The organism is Brasilonema bromeliae SPC951, assembly GCF_012912135.1.
Taxonomy (GTDB): Bacteria; Cyanobacteriota; Cyanobacteriia; order Cyanobacteriales; family Nostocaceae; genus Brasilonema; species Brasilonema bromeliae.
In genome coordinates this window covers 1-21,560 of the sequence record NZ_QMEB01000086.1, presented here as the reverse complement: position 1 = coordinate 21,560, position 21,560 = coordinate 1, and the positions used below count along the sequence as shown (strand labels likewise).

Annotated in this window: 11 protein-coding genes; 9 read left to right on the top strand and 2 right to left on the bottom strand. The window is 41.6% G+C overall.

The features are described from left to right. The 8 genes from DP116_RS12855 to DP116_RS12815 all read left to right on the top strand — a co-directional run. On the top strand, positions 1-3,393 hold a 3,393-nt coding region (locus tag DP116_RS12855), incomplete at its 5' end, for a non-ribosomal peptide synthetase (protein WP_169155565.1). Positions 3,394-3,465: 72 nt separating this feature from the next. Continuing rightward, positions 3,466-5,118 (top strand): pyridoxal-dependent aspartate 1-decarboxylase PanP, encoded by a 1,653-nt coding sequence (panP, locus tag DP116_RS12850; RefSeq protein ID WP_169155563.1) that lies wholly within the window; start codon positions 3,466-3,468, stop codon positions 5,116-5,118. A 35-nt stretch (positions 5,119-5,153) separates the two neighbouring features. Beyond that, positions 5,154-9,872: a type I polyketide synthase gene (locus DP116_RS12845; RefSeq protein ID WP_169155562.1), complete on the top strand. Its 4,719-nt coding sequence runs from the start codon at positions 5,154-5,156 to the stop codon at positions 9,870-9,872. Between the two features lie 93 nt (positions 9,873-9,965). Continuing rightward, positions 9,966-14,108: a non-ribosomal peptide synthetase gene (locus tag DP116_RS12840; RefSeq protein WP_169155561.1), complete on the top strand. Its 4,143-nt coding sequence runs from the start codon at positions 9,966-9,968 to the stop codon at positions 14,106-14,108. Positions 14,109-14,130: 22 nt separating this feature from the next. Beyond that, a complete protein-coding gene (locus DP116_RS12835; RefSeq protein ID WP_169155560.1) occupies positions 14,131-15,510 on the top strand; it encodes a cytochrome P450 in 1,380 nt (459 codons plus the stop codon). Between the two features lie 392 nt (positions 15,511-15,902). After that, positions 15,903-17,309, top strand: coding sequence for an MATE family efflux transporter (locus tag DP116_RS12825; protein WP_246275609.1), 1,407 nt, complete (start codon positions 15,903-15,905; stop codon positions 17,307-17,309). 61 nt (positions 17,310-17,370) lie between these two features. Next, positions 17,371-17,580 carry an MbtH family protein gene (locus DP116_RS12820; protein WP_048868306.1) on the top strand — a complete coding sequence of 70 codons (210 nt, stop codon included), beginning with the start codon at positions 17,371-17,373 and terminating at the stop codon, positions 17,578-17,580. Between the two features lie 19 nt (positions 17,581-17,599). Next, positions 17,600-19,138 carry an FAD-dependent oxidoreductase gene (locus DP116_RS12815; RefSeq protein WP_169155559.1) on the top strand — a complete coding sequence of 513 codons (1,539 nt, stop codon included), beginning with the start codon at positions 17,600-17,602 and terminating at the stop codon, positions 19,136-19,138. Between the two features lie 218 nt (positions 19,139-19,356). On the opposite strand, the gene DP116_RS12810 is transcribed toward DP116_RS12815, so the two are convergent. Beyond that, positions 19,357-19,911: a Uma2 family endonuclease gene (locus DP116_RS12810; RefSeq protein WP_169155558.1), complete on the bottom strand. Its 555-nt coding sequence runs from the start codon at positions 19,909-19,911 to the stop codon at positions 19,357-19,359. A gap of 107 nt (positions 19,912-20,018) precedes the next feature. On the opposite strand from DP116_RS12810, the gene DP116_RS12805 reads away from it, so the two are divergent. Beyond that, entirely contained in the window at positions 20,019-20,231 is a 213-nt protein-coding gene (locus tag DP116_RS12805) for a hypothetical protein (protein ID WP_169155557.1), read from the top strand. Between the two features lie 183 nt (positions 20,232-20,414). Here the strand turns inward: DP116_RS12805 and DP116_RS12800 are convergent, their stop codons facing one another. Continuing rightward, on the bottom strand, positions 20,415-21,032 hold the full coding sequence (locus DP116_RS12800; protein WP_169155556.1) for a peptidoglycan-binding domain-containing protein: 618 nt from the start codon (positions 21,030-21,032) through the stop codon (positions 20,415-20,417). Between the last annotated feature and the right edge of the window lie 528 nt (positions 21,033-21,560).

Sequence of the window (21,560 nt, the reverse complement as noted above, 5' to 3'; positions counted from 1 at the left end):
ACAATAGCTGGGCTAGCCAAGGACATTGAAAAAGCGACCAAAGCAGGTTTAGGACTCGAAACAGCAGACATTGAGCGTATTTCACGCTCACAAAAGCTACCCCTATCATTCGCCCAGCAACGGTTATGGTTCCTGACACAGTTAGAACCAAACAGCCCCTTCTACAACATCCCTGGTGCTGTTCGCCTACAGGGACAATTGAATTTAAAAGCACTACAACAAAGCTTCAACGAAATTTTACGCCGCCACGAAGCGTTGCGAACCAATTTCCAGACAATAGAAGGGCAACCCGTAGCAATTATCTCATCAGTCACATCGCTACCGTTACCCATTTTTGACATCACTGAGTTACCTTCAAACCAACAACAAGCCGAAGTCAGAAAACTGGCAGATAAAGAAGCTCAACGACCTTTTGACCTCAACAACGACCTTCTGTTGCGAGTGAAACTACTGCGCCTTGGTGAGCAAGAGCACATAGTACTACTGACAATGCACCACATTGCCTCTGACGGTTGGTCAAAAGGCGTACTGGTGCGTGAGGTAGCAACACTTTATCAAGCCTTTTGTACCGAGCAACCCTTACCATTGCTCGAACTGGCAATCCAATACGTAGATTTTGCGGCTTGGCAACGACAATGGCTTGTGGGAGAAGTGTTAAAATCCCAGATATCGTATTGGTGTAAGCAGTTAGAAGGCGCACCATCAGTACTGGAGTTACCTACTGACCATCCCCGACCCGCCGTTATGACCTTTGCGGGTGCTACCTATTCATTTGAGCTATCTCAAGAGCTATCTGTAAGTATCAATAAATTGAGTCAGCAGCAGGGAAGTACTTTATTTATGACCCTGTTAGCAGCTTTTGTGACCTTGCTATGGCGTTACACAGGGCAAGAAGATATTGTACTTGGTTCGCCCATCGCCAACCGCAACCGGGCGGAAATAGAAGGGTTAATTGGATTTTTTGTCAATACTTTGGTACTGCGAACTAACTTGGCAGGTAATCCCACTTTTGAGGAGCTACTAACTCGTGTGCGGGAGATGGCACTAGGAGCGTATGCTCATCAAGATTTGCCTTTTGAGCAACTGGTAGAAAAACTGCAACCACAGCGTTCTTTGAGTCATACACCGCTTTTCCAAGTCATGTTTGTGCTTCAGAATGCACCAATGTCGCCTTTAGAATTACCTGGTTTAACTTTAAGTCCTCTAGAAAGTGACAGTGGTGGAGCCAAGTTTGATTTAACCTTGTACATGACAGAAACAGGACACGGACTCGTTGGCACTCTGGAGTATAATATTGACTTATTCGAGCAAAGCACTGTAAGCCGGATGGCTGGGCATTTGCAAACGTTGCTTGAGGGGATTGTTGCCAATCCACAGCAGCGCCTGTCGGAGTTACCACTGTTGACAGAGCTAGAGCGGCAGACTCTACTGGTGGAGTGGAATGATACCTCGGTTGAGTATCCCCAACAGCAATGCATCCATCAGTTGTTTGAAGATCAAGTAGAGCGATCGCCCAACGCTGTAGCAGTAGTGTTTGAAGACCAGCAACTAACCTACCGAGAACTGAATGCCAGAGCCAATCAACTGGCACACTACCTGCAAAACCAGGGAGTGGGACCAGAGGTACTGGTGGGAATTTGTGTGGAGCGAAACGCAGGAGGAGCCGCTTCGCGATCGCTCCACATGATCATCGGACTTTTAGGCATTCTCAAAGCGGGTGGCGCTTATGTACCTCTTGATCCAGCATACCCACAAGAACGTCTAGCATTCATGTTGTCGGATTCTCAAGTGTCAGTACTACTAACTCAGCAGAAGCTGGTGGAGAGACTTCCTGAACATAAAGCACAAGTAGTTTGCTTGGACTCCGACTGGGATATTATTAGCAAATATTCCCAAGATAACCCCACCAATATTTCAAAAGTCGATAACCTAGCTTATGTCATCTACACCTCTGGCTCAACAGGTCAGCCTAAGGGAGTTTTTGGACTGCATAGGGGTGCAATCAATCGCTTTCACTGGATGTGGCAGAATTATCCTTTCGTGCAGGGAGAAATGTGTTGCCAGAAAACATCCTTAAACTTTGTGGATTCAGTGTGGGAAATTTTTGGACCTTTACTCCAAGGCGTACCCACAGTCATTGTGCCCGATGAGGTTGTCAAAAATCCACAACAGTTTGTAGTGACTCTTGCTCACAACAATGTGACACGGCTAGTACTTGTTCCCTCCTTATTACGTATACTGTTGAATACATACACTGACCTACAGTCACGGCTACCCCAATTGAAGTTGTGGGTCAGCAGTGGTGAAGCACTCTCAATTGATCTGCTACAACAATTTCGGCAGAGTTTGCCGGATAGTACTTTGTTAAACCTTTACGGTTCGTCGGAAGTATCTGCGGATGTCACTTGCTATAGTCTCAGTCCGAATGCACCTTTGCCCAAATGCGTTTCAATTGGTCATGCGATCGCCAATACCCAGATCTATATACTGGATGCAAACAGACAACCTGTTGGAGTTGGAGTACCTGGGGAACTGCACATAGGTGGGGATGGACTAGCACGTGGCTACTTAAACCGCCCGGAACTGACTAAAGAAAAATTCATCCCCAATCCCTTTAGCGATTTTTCAGCAGCACGTTTATACAAAACAGGAGACCTAGCACGTTATTCACCTAGCGGAGAGATTGAATACTTAGGACGTATCGACCACCAAGTCAAAGTTCGCGGTTTCCGCATCGAACTTGGAGAAATTGAAGCACATCTGAGTCAACACCCCAAAGTACGAGAAAATGTAGTCATTGTTCGTTCTGATGAAGCTGATTCTCAACGAATAGTCGCTTATGTCGTCTCTCACTCAGGGCAAACACTGACAGTGACTGAACTGCGAGACTTCTTGGAGTCGAAGCTGCCAAACTACATGGTGCCAGCAGCTTTTGTCATGCTAGAAGCACTACCACTCACACCTAATGGTAAGGTTGATCGTAAAGCACTGCCTGCACCTGACGATTCACGTCCCGAATTAGAAGCGGTTTATCAGCAACCCCAAACCGAAGTCGAACAAACTATTGCGAGAATTTTGCAAGAATTACTTCAGATTGAAAATGTAGGAATCCATGATAATTTCTTTGAACTTGGTGGTCATTCATTACTTTTGGTTCAGGTTCATAGCAAGTTGCAAAAAATATTTCAGCGAGATTTCCCCTTGGTTGAAATGTTTCAATATCCAACCATAAGCCACCTAACTAGATATCTTGGTCAGGAGTCAAGCGAACAAGAGTCTTTTACACAACATTCTCATCGCCCTGAAAGCAGAACCGCCTCAGTACAGCGCCGAAAACAAGCAAGGATTGAACATCGAACAGGAACAAAGCAAAAAGGTGTTTCATCCCAATAAGGCAAATAAACTGTAAGAATTAAACGAGCATTGGCAATAGAGTAAAAAACCAAATTATTACAAGAACACAAGATGACATTAAGTAAACAAGAAATGCCAAAGAAAAGTTCTTTTTTTGAGACTGAGCAAGCTTTGAATTATGAGATTGAAGAACAAGTGATGCAACTGTTTGCTTCATCTAGTCATGTGACATCTATTGAGTCACAAATCGATGAAATAACTAATAAGTTTTCTCAAGATTTTTTAAGCACCCTTGATGCCAACACCCACATTGATTTAGACTACTTATTAAGTAACTTTTCTGATAGTCAAATACCTGTTCAACCTGCTTCTTTGGAGAGCTATCTCAAATACCTAGACAACAATATTGTTGCTCACTCAATACACACATCTTCACCACGATTTATCGGTCACATGACCTCGGCGCTTCCTTGTTTTGTGCGCCCCCTTGCCAAACTCATGACGGCAATGAACCAAAACGCTGTCAAAATAGAGACAGCTAAAGCCTTAAGCTTCTGTGAACGTGAAGCTTTGGCAATGTTGCATCGACTGATTTATAACTTGGATGATAATTTCTACGCTCAGCATATTCAAAATAATCTAAGTACACTAGGAATCTTGGTTTCTGGCGGGACAGTGGCAAATATCACGGCGCTTTGGTGTGCGAGGAATACTGCTTTGGGACCAAAGGATGATTTTCTTGGTATAGAAAAAGAAGGCTTAACCGCAGCCCTAGATTTCTACGGTTACAAAGGAGCAGCGATTATTGGCTCTGAATTGATGCATTTCTCTTTTGATAAAGCTGCGGATTTGATGGGAATTGGTACACATCGTTTGATTAGAGTCCCCGCTGACTGTAACAATCGAGTTGATATACAGGCGCTACGCCAAGCTGTTGCCCAGTGTCGTGCCCAAAACCTGCTTATAATTGCAATTGTAGGCGTTGCTGGCACCACAGACTCAGGTGGAGTGGATTCCCTTGCAGAAATTGCAGAGATTGCACAATCCGCGAATGTTCATTTTCACGTAGATGCTGCTTGGGGTGGACCACTCATTTTTTCCCAACAACATCGGCATAAGCTTGCTGGTATCGAACAAGCTGATTCAGTGACCATTGACGGACATAAACAACTATACCTGCCAATGGGCATTGGTCTGGTCTTTTTCCGCGATCCGTACATGGCAAAAGCCATCGAAAAGCAAGCGAGCTACACCATGCGTAAGGGGTCATTTGATTTAGGTAAACGTGCTTTAGAAGGTTCTCGACCTGGTATGGCTTTATTTTTACATGCTGGGCTAAATCTGATTGGACTTAAGGGATATGAATTTTTAATTGATGAAGGAATTCGGAAAACTCAATATATGGCAGATCGTATCTGCACCATGCCTGAGTTTGAGTTGTTAGCAGAACCTGATACTAACTTGCTTCTCTATCGATATATTCCAGAACACTTAAGAGAGCTTGTTGTTAAAAAGCAGTTGACAGAAATTGACAATCAACTCATTAATGAATGTAATGAACGCCTACAGAAAATCCAGCGCCAAATTGGTCGTACTTTTATCTCACGGACGACAAAAACAACTACGAGCTTTGGGAAAGAAATTCCTATTATTGTCCTGCGTGCAGTCATTGCCAACCCACTGACTACGGAAGATGATATCAACGCTGTTTTAAACGAACAGATTCAGCTTGCTTCAGAAATTTCAATTGAAACTTTTCTATAAGCAAGTAAAAAAATAACCTTGAAAGGTTTTTAGTTATGAATGTGTTAGATAATTTGAATAACTTAAATGATAAAGACGAAATAGCTATCATTGGCATGGCAGGTAGTTTTCCTGGGTCTAAAAACGTTGATAGTTTTTGGCGAAATATCCGAGATGGTGTAGAGTCTATTTCTTTTTTCACTAATGAGGAACTAGTATCTGCCGGAATAGACTCTACAGTGGTTAATGACCCTCTGTATGTAAAAGCAGGTAGTCTTATAGAAGATATAGAATTATTTGATGCTTCATTTTTTGGCTTTTCTCCTAAAGAAGCTGAAATAACAGACCCACAACATCGTCTCTTTCTAGAATGTGTTTGGTCAGCTCTAGAAAATGCTGGCTACGACTCCCAAACTTACACTGGTCAAATAGGTCTTTTCGCTGGTGTCACTTATAGTTCTTACCTTCTTTCAAACATTTATTCTAACCGTGGCTTGATAGAATCAGTAGACGGTTTCCAAATTTTTATTGGCAATGATAAAGACCACCTGCCTACACAAATTTCTTATAAATTAAATCTTAAGGGGCCAAGCATTAATGTTCAGACTACCTGTTCTACATCATTAGTTGCAGTCCACTTAGCCTGCCAAAGTTTGCTAAATGGCGAAAGCGATATTGTACTTGCTGGTGGCGTTTCGATACAAGTCCCACAAAAAAGTGGTTATCGATATCAAGAAGGAGGAATTAATTCTCCTGATGGACATTGTCGAGCTTTTGATGCAAAAGCTAGAGGAACTATTTTCGGCAACGGTTTGGGTGTTGTTGTATTAAAGCGACTAGAGGATGCTCTTGCAGACGGCGACTTTATTCATGCAATAATTAAAGGTTCAGCTATCAATAACGATGGTTCTTTAAAGGTTGGTTATACAGCTCCTAGCGTGGATGGTCAAAGGGAGGTTATTCTAGAGGCGCTTGCCTTAGCTGGAGTTGAACCTGAGACTATTACATATGTAGAAACACATGGTACCGGAACTCCTTTGGGAGATCCCATTGAAATCAAGGCTCTTACACAGGCTTTTCGTGCTAGCACAAACAAAAAGGGCTTTTGTGGAATCGGCTCAGTCAAGACAAATGTTGGACATTTGAACACAGCAGCGGGTGTAACTGGGTTAATTAAAACAATACAAGCACTAAAACATAAACAAATACCCCCCAGTCTGCACTATGAGCAACCCAATCCTGAGATAGATTTCGCCAACAGTCCCTTCTACGTCAATACCAAATTATCAGAGTGGAAAACAAACGGGACTCCTAACAGAGCTGGTGTCAGTTCTTTTGGTATAGGAGGGACTAATGCCCATGTTATCTTGGAAGAAGCCCCAGTTGTTGCGCCCTCAAGTACTTCACGTCCCTGGCAATTGTTGCTAATCTGTGCCAAAACCACCACAGCCCTAGAAACTACCACAGCCAACTTAGCTACTCACCTCCAGCAACATCCCGATATTAACCTGCCTGATGTAGCTCATACCCTACAAGTAGGTCGCCGAGCATTTGACCATCGCCGCATGGTAGTCTGTCACGATTGTGAGGATGCAGTAAAAGTGCTGACATCCCAAGATCCACAACGTGTTTTCACTTACCACCACAAACCCAGCCATTGTCCAGTCATCTTCATGTTTTCCGGACAAGGGGCACAATATGTGAATATGGGGCGGGAACTGTATGATACTGAACCCACGTTTAAAAAACATATAGATACTTGCGCGCAGATTCTTCAACCCCACCTTCTTCTTGATATCCGTCATATACTCTTCCCCAAAGAAGAACAAATTGAAACTGCACTTCATAGACTGCAACAAACAGCAATTACTCAGCCAGCACTATTTATCATCGAATACGCCCTCGCCCAATTGTGGATGGAATGGGGAGTGCATCCACAAGCTATGATTGGTCATAGCATCGGAGAATATGTCGCAGCAACAATTGCAGGTGTATTCTCTCTAGAAGATGCCTTAGCGATTGTGGCAAAAAGGGGACAACTGATGCAACAATTGCCCACAGGAAGTATGCTTGCCATTCCACTTGGGGAAAAAGACGTGCAATCCTTCATAGAAAATGTAGAGACGTTCCATGGAACGTCTCTACACACCGATGGAACGTCTGTAGAGATAGCAGCAATTAACAGTCCATCCTCGTGTGTAGTTTCCGGTTCAAGGGAGGCGATCGCCACACTCCAAAACCAATTATCTTCACAAGAAATAGAATGTCGGCTGTTGCACACATCTCATGCGTTCCATTCTGTAATGATGGAACCAATCTTGGAACCATTCGTACAAGCCGTGAAAAAAGTGAAGCTAAACCCACCGCGTATTCGCTTCATTTCCAATGTCACTGGTACGTGGATTACAGATAATGAAGCAACAAATCCTACTTACTGGGGTCAACATCTGCGACAAACTGTGAAGTTTTCAGATGGGATCTCTCAACTATTGCAACAGTTTGAAGGTGTTTTTCTGGAAGTGGGACCAGGGCGGACATTAAGTACATTAACAACACAGCATCTCAAACCAGGAGCAAAACAGCAAGTTTTAACTTCTTTACGCCATGTCAAAGAACAACAATCAGATGTTGGCTTTTTATTACAAACATTAGGTCGGTTGTGGCTTTCTGGTGTAGAAATAGATTGGTCAGGGTTCTATGCTCATGAGCAACGTCATCGCTTACCTTTGCCTACTTACCCTTTTGAGCGACAAAGATACTGGATTGATGCTAAATCGCCATCATCTTCAAGTAATAAGCCAGTAACATTGGACAAAAGACAAGACATTGCTGACTGGTTCTATATTCCTTCATGGAAACGTTCTTTACTACCGAATTCAACCTCTTTATCTGGCGAAGAAACAGGGAATGAGCGATGGTTATTGTTTATTGATGAATGTGGGGTGGGTTCGGAGTTAGTTAATAGACTCCAACAAAGTGGTAAAAATGTCATTGTGGTGAAGGTAGGACAGCAGTTTACTAAATTGAGTGAGGGAATTTATGTTATTAATCCCCAAAACCGCAATGACTATGATACGTTGTTCCAAGAACTGATTGCACTGGGTAAAATTCCCCAAAACATTGCTCATTTATGGAGTGTGAATAATTTTGGGACTCATCAAGGTAAGTATCTAGAATTTAACAGTTTGCTGTTTTTAACGCAAGCCCTTAACAATCAAAAAATCACTGATCGCTTGCAACTCTGGGTTATATCGAACAACATCCAAGAAGTCAGTGGTAATGAGACTCTTGATCCAGAAAAAGCAACGATGTTAAGTTTATGTAAGGTGATTCCTCAAGAATATTCCAATATCACTTGTCGGAGTATTGATGTTGTTTTAACGAACCGCCAAGACGAGGACACTTGCGTGCGGGGGTTCCCCCCGTTGAGCAAAGTGTCCGTCGCCAAGGGCGCAGAGATAGGAGGAGGAGATTGTGACGGTCATATTATTGACCAAATTATTAATGAGTTCACTGCTTTTTCGTCTGAGTTGGTTGTTGCATATCGCGATCGCTACCGCTGGGTGCAAACATTTGAGTCAGTGCACCTAGAGTCAGCAGTTGAAGAAAAAACACTACTCAGAAAACAGGGTGTTTACTTGTTTCCTGGAGGACTCGAAAGTCTTGGAGTTGTCCTTGCTCAATATTTGGCGAAAACCTTACAAGCAAAACTCATATTTATTGAGGATTGGGCTTTTCCAGAAAAGGATGAATACTCGCAATGGTTAGAAACTCATACTCCTGAAGATGAGGTGAGTCGCAAAATCCAAAAACTCCAAGAATTCGGGGATTTGGGTGCAGAAGTTTTGGTAGTGCGTGCAGATACAACTAATTATGAACAAATGCACCAGAGTTTAGCACCTAATAATATTGGTCAAATTCATGGGGTTATCTATTCAACTGGGAGAACGCGCGAAAATATCTTTGGCTCGATTCCAGAAATTGGTCAGACAGAGTTAGAACAACTGCTTGATTCTCAACGTCAGAATCTGACTGTATTAGAACAAGTCTTAGAGAGTATAAAGTTAGATTTTTGTATCATTTTTTATTCTTTGTCTTCCATTTTGGGAGGATTTGGGTTAGCTTTATACTCAGGAGTTAACCAGTTAACAGATACTTTTAGTCAGAGACATAATCAAACTAACTCTTTGCCTTGGATTGTCATAAATTGGGATAAATTACAACTCAATACCACCCAAGAACAAAAAACAGTTGGACAAGCATCTGGGGTGGAATTAGCCATCACCTCGACAGAAAGCGTAGAAGTATTTAAACGGATACTCTCTTTAGGAGAAGGAACTCAGGTTGTTGTTTCCACGGTAGATCTTAAAGCCAGGTGCGAACGTACATTTCATCTCGACTCCAAACCAGATTCAAAATCTTCCAGCCAAGTAAACTCATCCTCAAGCTATTCTAGACCTAACCTCAGTAATTCCTATGTTGATCCGACTAATGAGTTGGAAAAACAAATTACCGAAATCTGGCAAGAAGTTCTTGGAATTGCACAAGTTGGTATTTACGACAACTTTTATGAATTGGGAGGAGACTCGCTGATTGCAACTCAATTAGTTTCTCGATTGCGAGCAAAGTTCCCAGTGGAATTACCGCTGCGTGACCTTTTAGTACAAGCAATGATACCACGATTACAGGCAGAAATGATTGAACAACTTCTTCTGGAAAAGATTGAAGAATTATCTGAAGAGGAAGTTGCAGTTCTTTTGGCTAATGAGTCGTAGTGGGGCGTCCCGCCTGCTAGAATGACTACCCACTTAGGCAAGATGCTTGTCAGACAAATTATGACTTAACAATTATCAAAAAAACTATTAACAATGGATAAACAATACTCTAATTTATCACCTGCCAAAAAAGCCCTTCTAGAAAAATGGAAGGGAGGAAAATTTCAAGCTGAAACTATTCCTAAGCGTCAAACATCCAATAATATTCCCTTGTCTTTCTCTCAACAAAGGCTCTGGTTTATTGACCAACTTTACCACGAAAGTTCTTTCTATAATATTCCAAGTGCTTTCCATTTAACTGGACACCTTAATATTACAGCACTCGAAAAAAGTCTTAATGAAATCCTCAGGCGTCATGAAGTTTGGCGCACGACTTTTGCACTTGTAAATGGAGAGCCAGTACAGGAGATTGCACCAGAATTAACTTGGGATTTACCCATCATCAACCTTGAACATTTATCTGGTCAAAATTGGGAAGGAGAGATTAAACAATTTGCAGTTCAGGAAGCCAAAAAACCCTTCAATTTAGGGACTGGACCTCTTGTCAGAGCAAGTTTACTGCGCTTGGGTGAACAAGAGCACGTTTTCCTTTTGACCATGCACCACATTATTACGGATGGATGGTCTGTTGGTGTGTTCTTCCGAGAGTTGACAATGCTATATGCAGCGTTCTCCACAAATCAGCCTTCTGGTTTACCTGAACTTCCTATTCAGTATGCAGATTTTGCAATTTGGCAGCGCGTTAAGCTCAGCTCTACCGTTAGCGGAGCGTGTCCGCAGGACATAGGTAATCGCATTCAAGGTACACTACTCGAAACTCAACTCAATTACTGGAAGCAACAACTGAGTGGTGAATTACCTGTCCTACAATTACCCACAGACCGCCCGCGACCGAATGTTACCACTTTTACTGGTGCAAAGCAATATTTTACCTTTTTAAAAACCCTAACAGATGCGTTAAATCAATTGAGCCAGCGAGAAGACGCCACTTTATTCATGACTCTGCTGACAGCATTTAATATATTGCTATACCACTACACAGAGCAAGAAGACATTCTCATTGGTTCTCCAATTGCAAACAGAAACCGAGCCGAACTAGAAGGGATGCTGGGTTTGTTTGTGAATACTTTGGTGTTGCGTAATAATCTGAGTGGTAATCCCAGCTTCCGGGAACTATTGCATCAAGTGCGTGAGGTAACTCTCAATGCTTATGCACATCAGGATTTGCCTTTTGAGATGCTTGTAGAAGAATTACAACCTGAGCGTGACTTAAGCCGGAATCCACTGTATGAGGTGATGTTTGTCCTGCAAAACACTCCAATGTCCGTACAATCCGTTTCTGGTTTAAGTTTGCGTACTTTGCAGTTCGACAGCGGTACAGCACAGTTGGATATTTTCCTATCAATGTCTGAATCCCAAGAGGGATTAACAGGGTTTTTGGAATACAATACAGACATTTTTGAGGATGCAACAATCACCCGATTTGTTAACAATTTCCAAGCTTTATTGGAAAGGATTGTTGCAAATCCAGAACAGCGCATCTGCGAATTGTCACCACTCACAGATCTTGAGCGAGAGCAAGTATTATTTGAGTGGAACCAAACTAGTGCAGATTATCCTCAAGATAGCTCCCTTCATCAATTATTTGAGCAGCAAGTCGAGCAATCTCCTGATGCTTTAGCGTTAATTAGCCAAACAGAACAACTGACTTATCGTCAACTCAACCAAAGAGTTAATCAGCTTGCTCATTATTTACAAAAACAAAGTGTCACAGAAGAAACCCTCGTCGCCATTTGTCTGGAACGTTCCATAGACATGATTGTAGGGATTTTAGCTGTCCTCAAAGCTGGTGGTGCATACATTCCCCTCGATCCGAGTTATCCAGTAGAACGTCTTGGTTTCATGCTTTCTGATTCTCAAGCCGAGGTGTTAATCACCCAACAGGAGATTTTAGAAAAGCTACCGACTTCTTCAGCTAAAACTGTTTGCTTGGACATCCAATTTGACGAAATTGCTGAAGAAAGTGAGGAAAATCTTATCAGTCCTTCAAAAGCTGATAATCTCGCCTATATTATCTACACTTCTGGCTCTACCGGAACTCCTAAAGGTGTTCTCGGGACTCATCGAGGTACAGTCAATGGCTTGCATTGGTTATGGAAAACTTATCCCTTCACAAAAGAGGAAGTTTGTTGTCAAAAAACAGCTATTAGCTTTGTAGACTCAGTATGGGAAATTTTTGCTCCCTTACTTCAGGGCATTCCTACTGTCATTATTCCAGATGCAGTTGTAAAAGACTCACAATTGTTTGTAGAAACTTTGGCACATCACAAAGTTACGCGGATTGTACTTGTCCCCTCACTACTGCGCTTACTCCTAGATAGCCACAGTCATCTTACCAAAAATTTATCGCATCTAAAACTCTGGATAACGAGTGGGGAGGCGCTGTCTGTTCACTTAGTCCAAACTTTCCTCCAATTGATGCCATTTGCAAAGCTGATAAACCTCTACGGATCATCGGAAGTTTCTGCTAATGTTACTTATTACGACACGAGTTTATTGCCAAAACAAGCAACTAGTATTCCTATCGGTCGTCCTATTGACAATACTCAAGTCTATGTGTTGAATCGCCATTTACAACCAACGCCTGTGGGAGTTGTTGGAGAGTTATATATTGGTGGTGATGGATTAGCAAGGGGATATTTGCATCGGACTGAATTAACTCAAGAACGGTTTATTGATAACCCCTTTGTTTCAGGAACCAAGCTTTATAAAACTGGCGACTTGGTGCGTTATCTTAAGGATGGCAATCTTGAGTATTTAGGTCGCCGTGATCACCAAGTTAAAATCCGTGGTTTCCGGGTGGAATTGGGAGAAATTGCAGCTGCAATTGGACAACATCCAGATGTGCGAGAATCTGTCGTCATCGCTGGTGATGATGCTCAAGGCTCAAAGCGTCTGATTGCATATGTCGTCACGGATAAGCAAGACATCGTGTCACAATTGTTGCACTCCTTGCAACGGAAACTGCCGAATTACATGATACCGTCTGCTTTCGTAGTATTGGACACTCTCCCGCTCACACCCAATGGCAAAGTAGATAAGCGAGCACTTCCTACCGACGATTTTATTCGACCAAACGCTACGAAATCTTTCGTTGCTCCCCGGAATTTTACGGAATTAGCTTTGGTGAAAACTTGGGAAACTCTTTTGAATACTAGTCCTATTGGAGTAACAGATAACTTCTTTGACTTGGGTGGTCACTCGTTTTTAGCTGTTCGCTTAATGGCTCAAATTCACGACCGATTTGGGCACAATCTTCCCCTGTCTACTCTTTTTGAAAACCCGACAATTGAAAAACTAGCGACTATTGTCAGTCACCCAGTCCGTGAGAATTCCAATTCTCATCTGGTAACGATTCAGTCTTCTGGTTCTAAAATTCCTTTCTTTTGTATGCATGGCGCTGGTGGAGGTGTTCGTCAGTACTTTAACTTGTCCAGAAGACTTGGTGAGGACTATCCATTTTATGCCTTGCAACATACTCCTGATCAGGAAGAACCTGAAATAATTTCAGTGGAGGAGACAGCATCTCGCTACCTCAAAGAAATTCGTCAGGTGCAACCGAATGGTCCCTATCTTTTAGGTGGTCATTGTTACGGTGGTGTCCTTGCTTTTGAAATGGCACAACAATTGCAAAGGCAGGGTGAAAGGGTAAGTTTATTAGTTGTCATCGATGCTATTTTACCAGAAACTGTCATTAAACCAGCAGACGATGACGATGCAAAATTCTTACTTCGTATGGCGGAATCGATAAAAACTGATAGTAACATAGATTTTTCTCTTCCTTTTGAGGAACTTCGAGATTTGCCACTCAATGAGCAATTTCATTTGGTGAATAAAAAAGCTAACTTCATTTTTAGCGACAAAGAAATTCAGGATTTTCTGAGCTATTACAAACTATTCAAAGCTCATGTTCAAGCTATGCGAGATTACGTTCCGCAGGCTTATCCTCACTCAATGACTCTGTTGAGAGCAAAAGAGGAAATTATTCATGACTTTGAAAGTCCAGAATTTCATACTGATGACCCTTTACTAGGTTGGGGCAAATGTTCGAGTCAACCTATTGATGTCATTGAAGTTCCAGGGGATCATTTCTCAATGTTAGTCGAACCGAATATTCAGGAGCTAGCCAGACAGTTAAGAATTTCTATCGATAATGCTCTGTGTAATGTAGTATAGAGAACGCGAGTAAAGAAGACCAATGAATCTACCCGCAGGACCGAAAACCCCCTATAGACTAGCGATTCAGCAATTCCTGGCTGACCCCTTTGGCTATGTGGATGGTATTTGCAAACGCTATGGTGACATCTTCACCATAATGTCTGGTTCTACACCAATAATATATGTAAGTAATCCTTCAGGGATAAAGCAAATTCTCACCAACACCAAAGAAATCACTGCATCCGGTGCATTGAATCGGGATTTCGCCTTGACGACAGGAAACCAAGGAATACTCCAGCTCGATGGCTTGCGTCACAAACATCGGCGCAAGCTCTTAATGCAGGCTTTTCACGGAGAGCGGATGCAAGCCTGTGGGCGACGTATCTGCGAACTCACAGAAAAAATTATCAGTCAACAGGCAATCGCAAAACCTTTCATTGCCTACCCCATCATCGAAGATATCACCCTGCGGGTGGGTATAGAGGTTGTGATGGGATTACGTGAGGGAGAGCGCTATGACAAAATCAAGCATCTATTTGTTTCTGTGCTCAAATACGGACAATCTCCCTTGTTTCAGTTCGCCACAAAACTTCCCTTTGGGCAACGGGATTTAGGTCGGTGGAGTCCGTGGGGATACCGTCTTTACCTGAGGCGAGAACTTTTCGGTTTGCTGTACGCTGAAGTTCAAGAACGCCGTAAGCAAGCAGATACCTCATGCGCTAACATCCTCTCGGATCTCATATTTGCTCATGATGAAACAGGTGAACTATTGAGCGATGAAGAGGTACGCGACCTTCTATTATCGCCGATATTCGCAGCCCAGGATGCTTCTGCCACTGCTCTAGCCTGGTCTTTGTACTGGATTCATCGTTTTCCTACAATTCGCGAGCGACTGCTTGAGGAACTCGATCGCCTTGGTGAAAATCCAGAGATCACGAGCATTGTTGCATTGCCCTACCTTAATGCTGTTTGTTGTGAAGTTTTGCGAATTTACCCGACTCAGTTGTTCACATTCCCAAGGTTGGTAGAGTCCCCAGTTGAGATTATGGGTTATGAGTTAAGTCCGGGGACAGTGCTTATTGGTAATATTTATTCGACGCATCAGCGTGAAGATTTATACCCAGAGCCGAAGGAATTTAAGCCAGAACGCTTTCTGGAAAGACAATATTCAAACTACGAATTTCTTCCCTTTGGCGGTGGTGCTCGTAGTTGTATTGGTGGGGCTTTTGCTTTGTTTGAAATGAAGTTAGTGTTGGCAACGATTCTTTCACGCTATCAATTAGCGCTGGTTGATAATCGACCAGAGAAACCCAAGTTTGGAGGTCTGATTTGTTACCCAAAAAGTGGCGTAAAGATGGTCATGCATGGTCGGCGTCAGCATCAAGGACAGTCGCAGCCATTGGTTGTTGGTTCAATTTAATAGTTATCAGTTATCAGTTATCAGTTATCAGTTTTAGCAACTATTCTTTCACGCTATCAACTAGCACTCTTCGATGAAAAAAGAGTAGAAAAACCCAAGGCGCGAGGTGTTAACTATCCTCCTGCTAGTGGCTTGGAAATGGTAATGCTTGGTCAGCTTCCACGCCAGGGGCGATCGCAACAGCTTGTTAGTAGTTCCACTTAAAAAGAGCAACTCACTCACAAAGGAAGCAGACTCAACAGACTGATTAAGTTCTCCGACAAATTGTCGTTTTTACTCGTTGGTTGAAGCCAGAGTTGAAGTTTGTAGTGAGGTAAGAAGTGCATTAAACTCAGCAAAACAGATGGAATTACAAGCTGTCAAACAGTATTGTGTTAGCCGTTTGATCAAAGTTGAATCAACAGCAACAAGCCGAAAACTTTAAAATGACTTCCCAAAAACAATCTCAACTGACGAATGAGATCCTCCAAGGTAATCTCGTTAAACTCATGTTCAAGTTATCAATTCCCGGTATTTTAGGAATGCTGTTACTAGGCTTGAACATTTTTGTTGATGCCTTATTTGCAGGGCAACTGATTGGTGAAACCGCTGTTGCAGGTATCTCACTTGCACTACCGCTCACAAATATATTAACTGGATTTGCTATGTTAGTTGGGGTTGGTTCTGCTTCAGTTCTCAGTCGAGCCATTGGTTCTTTTGATATCAAAACCCAGTCCAAAATCTTTGGCAACTTAATAGTAATGAGTGTTGTTATATCCTTGGTTATCACAATTATTAGCTACAGCTTTGGTGAAGAATTAATTCTATTCATGGGAGGGAGTGGTAAAGTTGCCTCTGCGGGAGCAGAATATTTTAAGACTTATATGCTGGGTTCAGTATTTTATATCCTAGCAGTAGCTTCTAACCAAATCATCAAATCAGAAGGCAAAATTAGAATAGCCACAATATTTACTGTAATTTATGTCATTGTTAACATCATTTTCAATTTTATATTTGTTAGTGTTTTTCAATGGGGCATTCAGGGAATAGCGCTTGCTACAGTTCTTGCAATGGTTGTTCATAGTATTGTAAATTTAACTTATTTCCTTTCTGGTAAAAGTTCTATCCCAGTTCATCCCAAAAAGTTTGTTCTAGCAGTAGACTTACTGCCTGCTATTTTATCAGTGGGAATACCAGCGCTACTTACTCAAGTTATGGGCTTAGTTCAGAGTTCTGTGGTTTTTAAATCAATCTCTTATTACGGAACACAGAATGATATTGCCTTCTACGGAGCAACACTGACATTGACTTCATTGACATACGTTCCTTTAAATGGCTTTACGCAAGCCTTGCAACCTGTGATTGGTATAAATTATGGAGCAGGAAATTATGACAGACTCAAAAAAGCTTATTTAACTTTTGTGAATGGTGGAATCACTGTATTAACTTTCTTCTGGCTACTTCTACAATTATCTCCAAACACATTTCTAGGCTGGCTACTGCCAGACGTTGCTTTTACTAGTAATGATTTCCTCAACTTTCGGATTCTTAGTTTATTAATACCAATCATGCCCTTAGTTTTCTTGGGAGCAACTTTATTTCAATCTCTAGGTAAAGGGAAAATAGTCACAATTATAATTCTTCTAAGAAGTCTATTTCTATTTATTCCTCTAGTACTAATTTTATCAAATTTAATCGCTGTAACTGGTATATACTATGGAATGTTGATGACAGATATTTTAGTGATTTTAATCGTATTAATATTGATACTTATAAAATTTGAGCATTTGACAAAAATGCAACTAAACAAGTATAAATAATGAATGAAGTTTTGTGAAGCTTTGAGAAGAGTTGTTTTTTATCTCATCCTGGAGGATAAATATGTATCAAGACGACAAAGAAGACACGACGATTTACAAGGTTGTAGTCAATCATGAAGAACAGTATTCCATTTGGCCCGCTGACCGGGAGAACGCCCTTGGCTGGAAGGATGCTGGTAAAAATGGTTCCAAACAAGAATGTTTGGATTACATCAAAGAAGTTTGGACTGACATGAGACCGCTCAGTCTCCGGAAAAAGATGGAGTGTTAATATAATAAAATTTAGTGTTATGTCCCTCACTGAAAATGTTCTTTCGCAACTACCAGGAAATGTTTTAGACAAGTTACGTCAAGCTGATCGCATTTTGACATCACTAAGAGAGGATAACCCTACTGTACCAACAGTTGTAAAAGAAACTCAGCAACCTTTGGGTACTGTAGATTGGGATGTTATCATTTGCGGCGGTACATTAGGCATTTTAATTGGTTGTGCCTTAGCTGTGAAGGGAGTGCGAATAGCGTTAATAGAACGCTCAATTTTACGTGGTAGAGAGCAAGAATGGAATATTTCTCGTAAAGAATTACAAGTTTTTCTGGAGTTAAATTTACTGACGGATGCAGAATTGGAACAGGCGATCGCCACACAATACAACCCCGCAAGAGTCAGTTTTTCTGGTGGTACAGAAGTTTGGGTAAGAGATGTTCTGAACATTGGTGTCGATCCAGTTTATTTGCTGGAAACTTTAAAGCAGCGATTTCTTACATCTGGTGGAAAGTTGTTTGAAAATACTCCATTTACAGAAGCAGTTGTTCATCCTGATGGAGTGATGGTAAACAACCAATTCAAAACCAGGTTGTTAATTGATGCAATGGGATATCTTTCTCCCATAATCCAGCAAGCACGTCAGGGAAAGAAACCAGATGCACTCTGTTTAGTTGTGGGAACTTGTGCTCAAGGTTTTCCAGAAAATCACACAGGCGACTTACTGTTATCATTCACACCTGTGCAAAATCAATGCCAATACTTTTGGGAAGCTTTCCCAGCAAGAGATGGTAGAACCACTTACATGTTTACTTACATGGATGCCAATCCACAACGCTTGGGTTTAGAAGCTCTATTTGAGGATTATCTGCGTTTGATGCCGGAATATCAAGGCGTGGAGTTGAGCCAGCTGACATTTAAACGAGCGCTATTTGGCTTTTTTCCCTCCTATCGTTCTCCACTCAAGACACCTTGGAATCGCATTTTACCTGTTGGAGATAGCAGTGGAAGCCAATCTCCCTTGAGTTTTGGCGGTTTTGGTGCGATGGTGCGTCACTTACGGCGTTTAACATTAGGTATTCACGAGGCGCTAGAAATAGATCAGTTATCTGCAAAACAAATTGCACCACTGCAACCATACCAACCTAGCTTAGCTGTGACTTGGCTATTCCAAAGAGCAATGAGTGTTGATGTCAATCAAAATATTGATCCAAATCAAATTAATCAACTATTGTCTGCGGTATTTCAACAAATGGAACAACTCGGTGAATCTGTACTCAAACCATTTTTGCAAGATGTGGTACAGTTCCCAGCACTGACAAAAACACTTATCAAAACTTTCTTCACACATCCAATATTAGTTGCAAAAGTGATTCCTCAAGTTGGTTTGCGAGCTTTACTAGATTGGATGGTGCATTATGGCAACTTAGGAATTTACTCCATTTTATTTTTGTTCAGTCAAATGTTAGAACCGTGGAAGAAAAACTTGCCTAGTATACCTAAATATTATTGGAATCGCTGGACTGAAAGCTGGAAATATGGTTCTGGTAGTGATTATTCTGATTGATGATTTTACAGTCATACGCGATATATCGAGTCTCTACAAGAATAAGGTTGTGAGGATACTATTTGCAGGTTTATGAAGTACGGTAACAGCAGTTTGTAAACCAGTTTTTTAGATGTTTGGGATTGATTAAATCGAGTCCTGTGGCAATTACGAGTATCAGCCATTTTTGTAGTGGTGGGACAAAAGGAGCGTAAAAAAGCTTTAAGCAGAACTTTTCATCAAGCCAACAATTCATCAACTGCTACACTGAAACCTTTTAACACAATTTGAGTGCTGACAATTTCACCAGAAGTAAACACAAACCGTTGATTTTTTGTTGTCACAATAATCCAACGATTTTCGGGAAACACTAGCCAAACTTCCTCGCCTCCAGACTGCAAATATTCTTGAGATTTAGCAATAACCTCTTCAGCCAAATCTGTAGGGGAAACAATCTCAGCAATGAGTGGGAAACTTTGGGGTAACACAGCAGGTTCACCAAATTGATTGAAAAGTTCTGGTGTGAGATAAGCAACATCGGGAACACGTCCCTGCTTGTTGGTACGACAGGGTACTTCTGTATAAACTTGTCCTCCTTGTCCACTGGAGTCTTTGTAATTTCTCCAGTAATAGGCTAAATTTGCTTGAATTCGGCTATGCTTGAGTGTCACTCCCTTTTTCTCCACTAATTCCCCATTTACCCATTCTGTATGATCGGGGGGATTCTGCATCCACTCTTCTAGTGAAAAATCTTTTGTACTTGATACATTCGAGACGACTGTAGAAGTTAGCATTACTATATATTCTCCTTCGCAGCACTTACTAAGACACTATCTCAAAATAAGCACAAGCTGAAAAGGTTAGGCTCAGATTAGTGTTAATCAATTAATTTTCAACACCTGTGCAAACTTCACCGATAACTTGCTCCATAGCTCAAGCACAAAAAACATTAGCAACCATTTGGCATGTACCTGATGAACTGTGGAAAAAACTCAGTTCCATTTTAGCTGAGTATCACGTGTCAAAACCAATTGGTCATAAACGCATTGATGCACGTGCTGCTCTAACATTATTGCTGAAGAAAAAACCACAGATAAGTAGAAAAGCACAATGAAATCTAACTATGTAAAGAAACATAAGACTCAAAGCTTTTCTCATGTTGCCTGTTGCCTTGTCCTTAGTATAAGGGACTACGGAAGGACTGAAGACATATATTGACTACACGTTTATCTGTGGTTATGCTAAGTGTGGTTTTAAAAATCAAGTTTTGGGGTGACTGACTTCACCCTGAAACTTCCTAGCTCACGCTGCCATTACAACGCTCTCTAGAGCCTTCAAACAATTTTGCCCAAGTGTCCCGGCCAACTATCCCATCGTCATCTAATCCGCTAGAACTTTGAAAGGCTTTCACGGCACGTTCTGTTTCTGGGCCAAAATCGGCATCAAACGAGTCATTGGTATAACCAGTAATATCGTCATAACCAAGCAACAGTTGTTGTAGGAATCTGACAGCATCACCTTTGTCATTTCTGCTCAGACGTGGCAAATCAATGCCGCCACTAATAAAGTCGGATTCTACAGGTGAGTTATCAGCCGATGTCCTACAAGTACGATAGAAGTTATCTCCTAAAGCACGCCAAGTGCTTAAAGCGACTACTCCATTAATTTTCAGATTCCCAGGGTTGACGTCACTCACCTGATTGCGTTCCCGTTGGAACTCTTCGACAGCCGCTTTTGTGTCTGGACCATATTCGCCGTCTACTCCACTCGTACCAACGTCTTCGCCATAACTAATGAGCAGATATTGTAAGTAGGCGACAGCACGACCCTTGGAAGGGTTGTCACCGTTTTGCAGAACTGGCATATCTTTAGAGGTAGCAGCAGTTTCGATTGCAGTTTCATTTACAGTTGCCATGATTTATTCTCCTTGTCTTTTTTGTTTGAGTTGTGGGATTGTTCTTCCCTCTGACAAGTAATAGATATGGCTTTATTTGACTTATGCACAACAGAGGGGGAGGTTATACCAATTCAAGTAAGGATTCAGGTGTTTTAAACCAGTCACAGAGCCAGTTTCAAAATTTAGTTTGGCTTATTAACATACATTTAGTCGCAATAAACTACCAAAACATAAGCTTTACGTGATTCTTATTGAAAATATAAATTTACGGCTAATTCCCGTAACCCCTTATCACGAAACGATTTTAGAGATTTTAGTATGACCTGAATCCTTACCAATTCAAAATGAAAAATTCAAAATTAAAACATTTTGAAAGTCAGGTTTAGTCAGGGTTTGGTGGATTTGCATTGTTGTTTGATTTTAAAGATAAGTGCATAAGTGGTGGATGCTTACATCTATTTTGAATATAGAAGCGAAGCGATATGAGTGCTTACAGCAATTTTCAGGTAATTGAACCACAAACTCTGGTAAGGTGGACATAGAGTG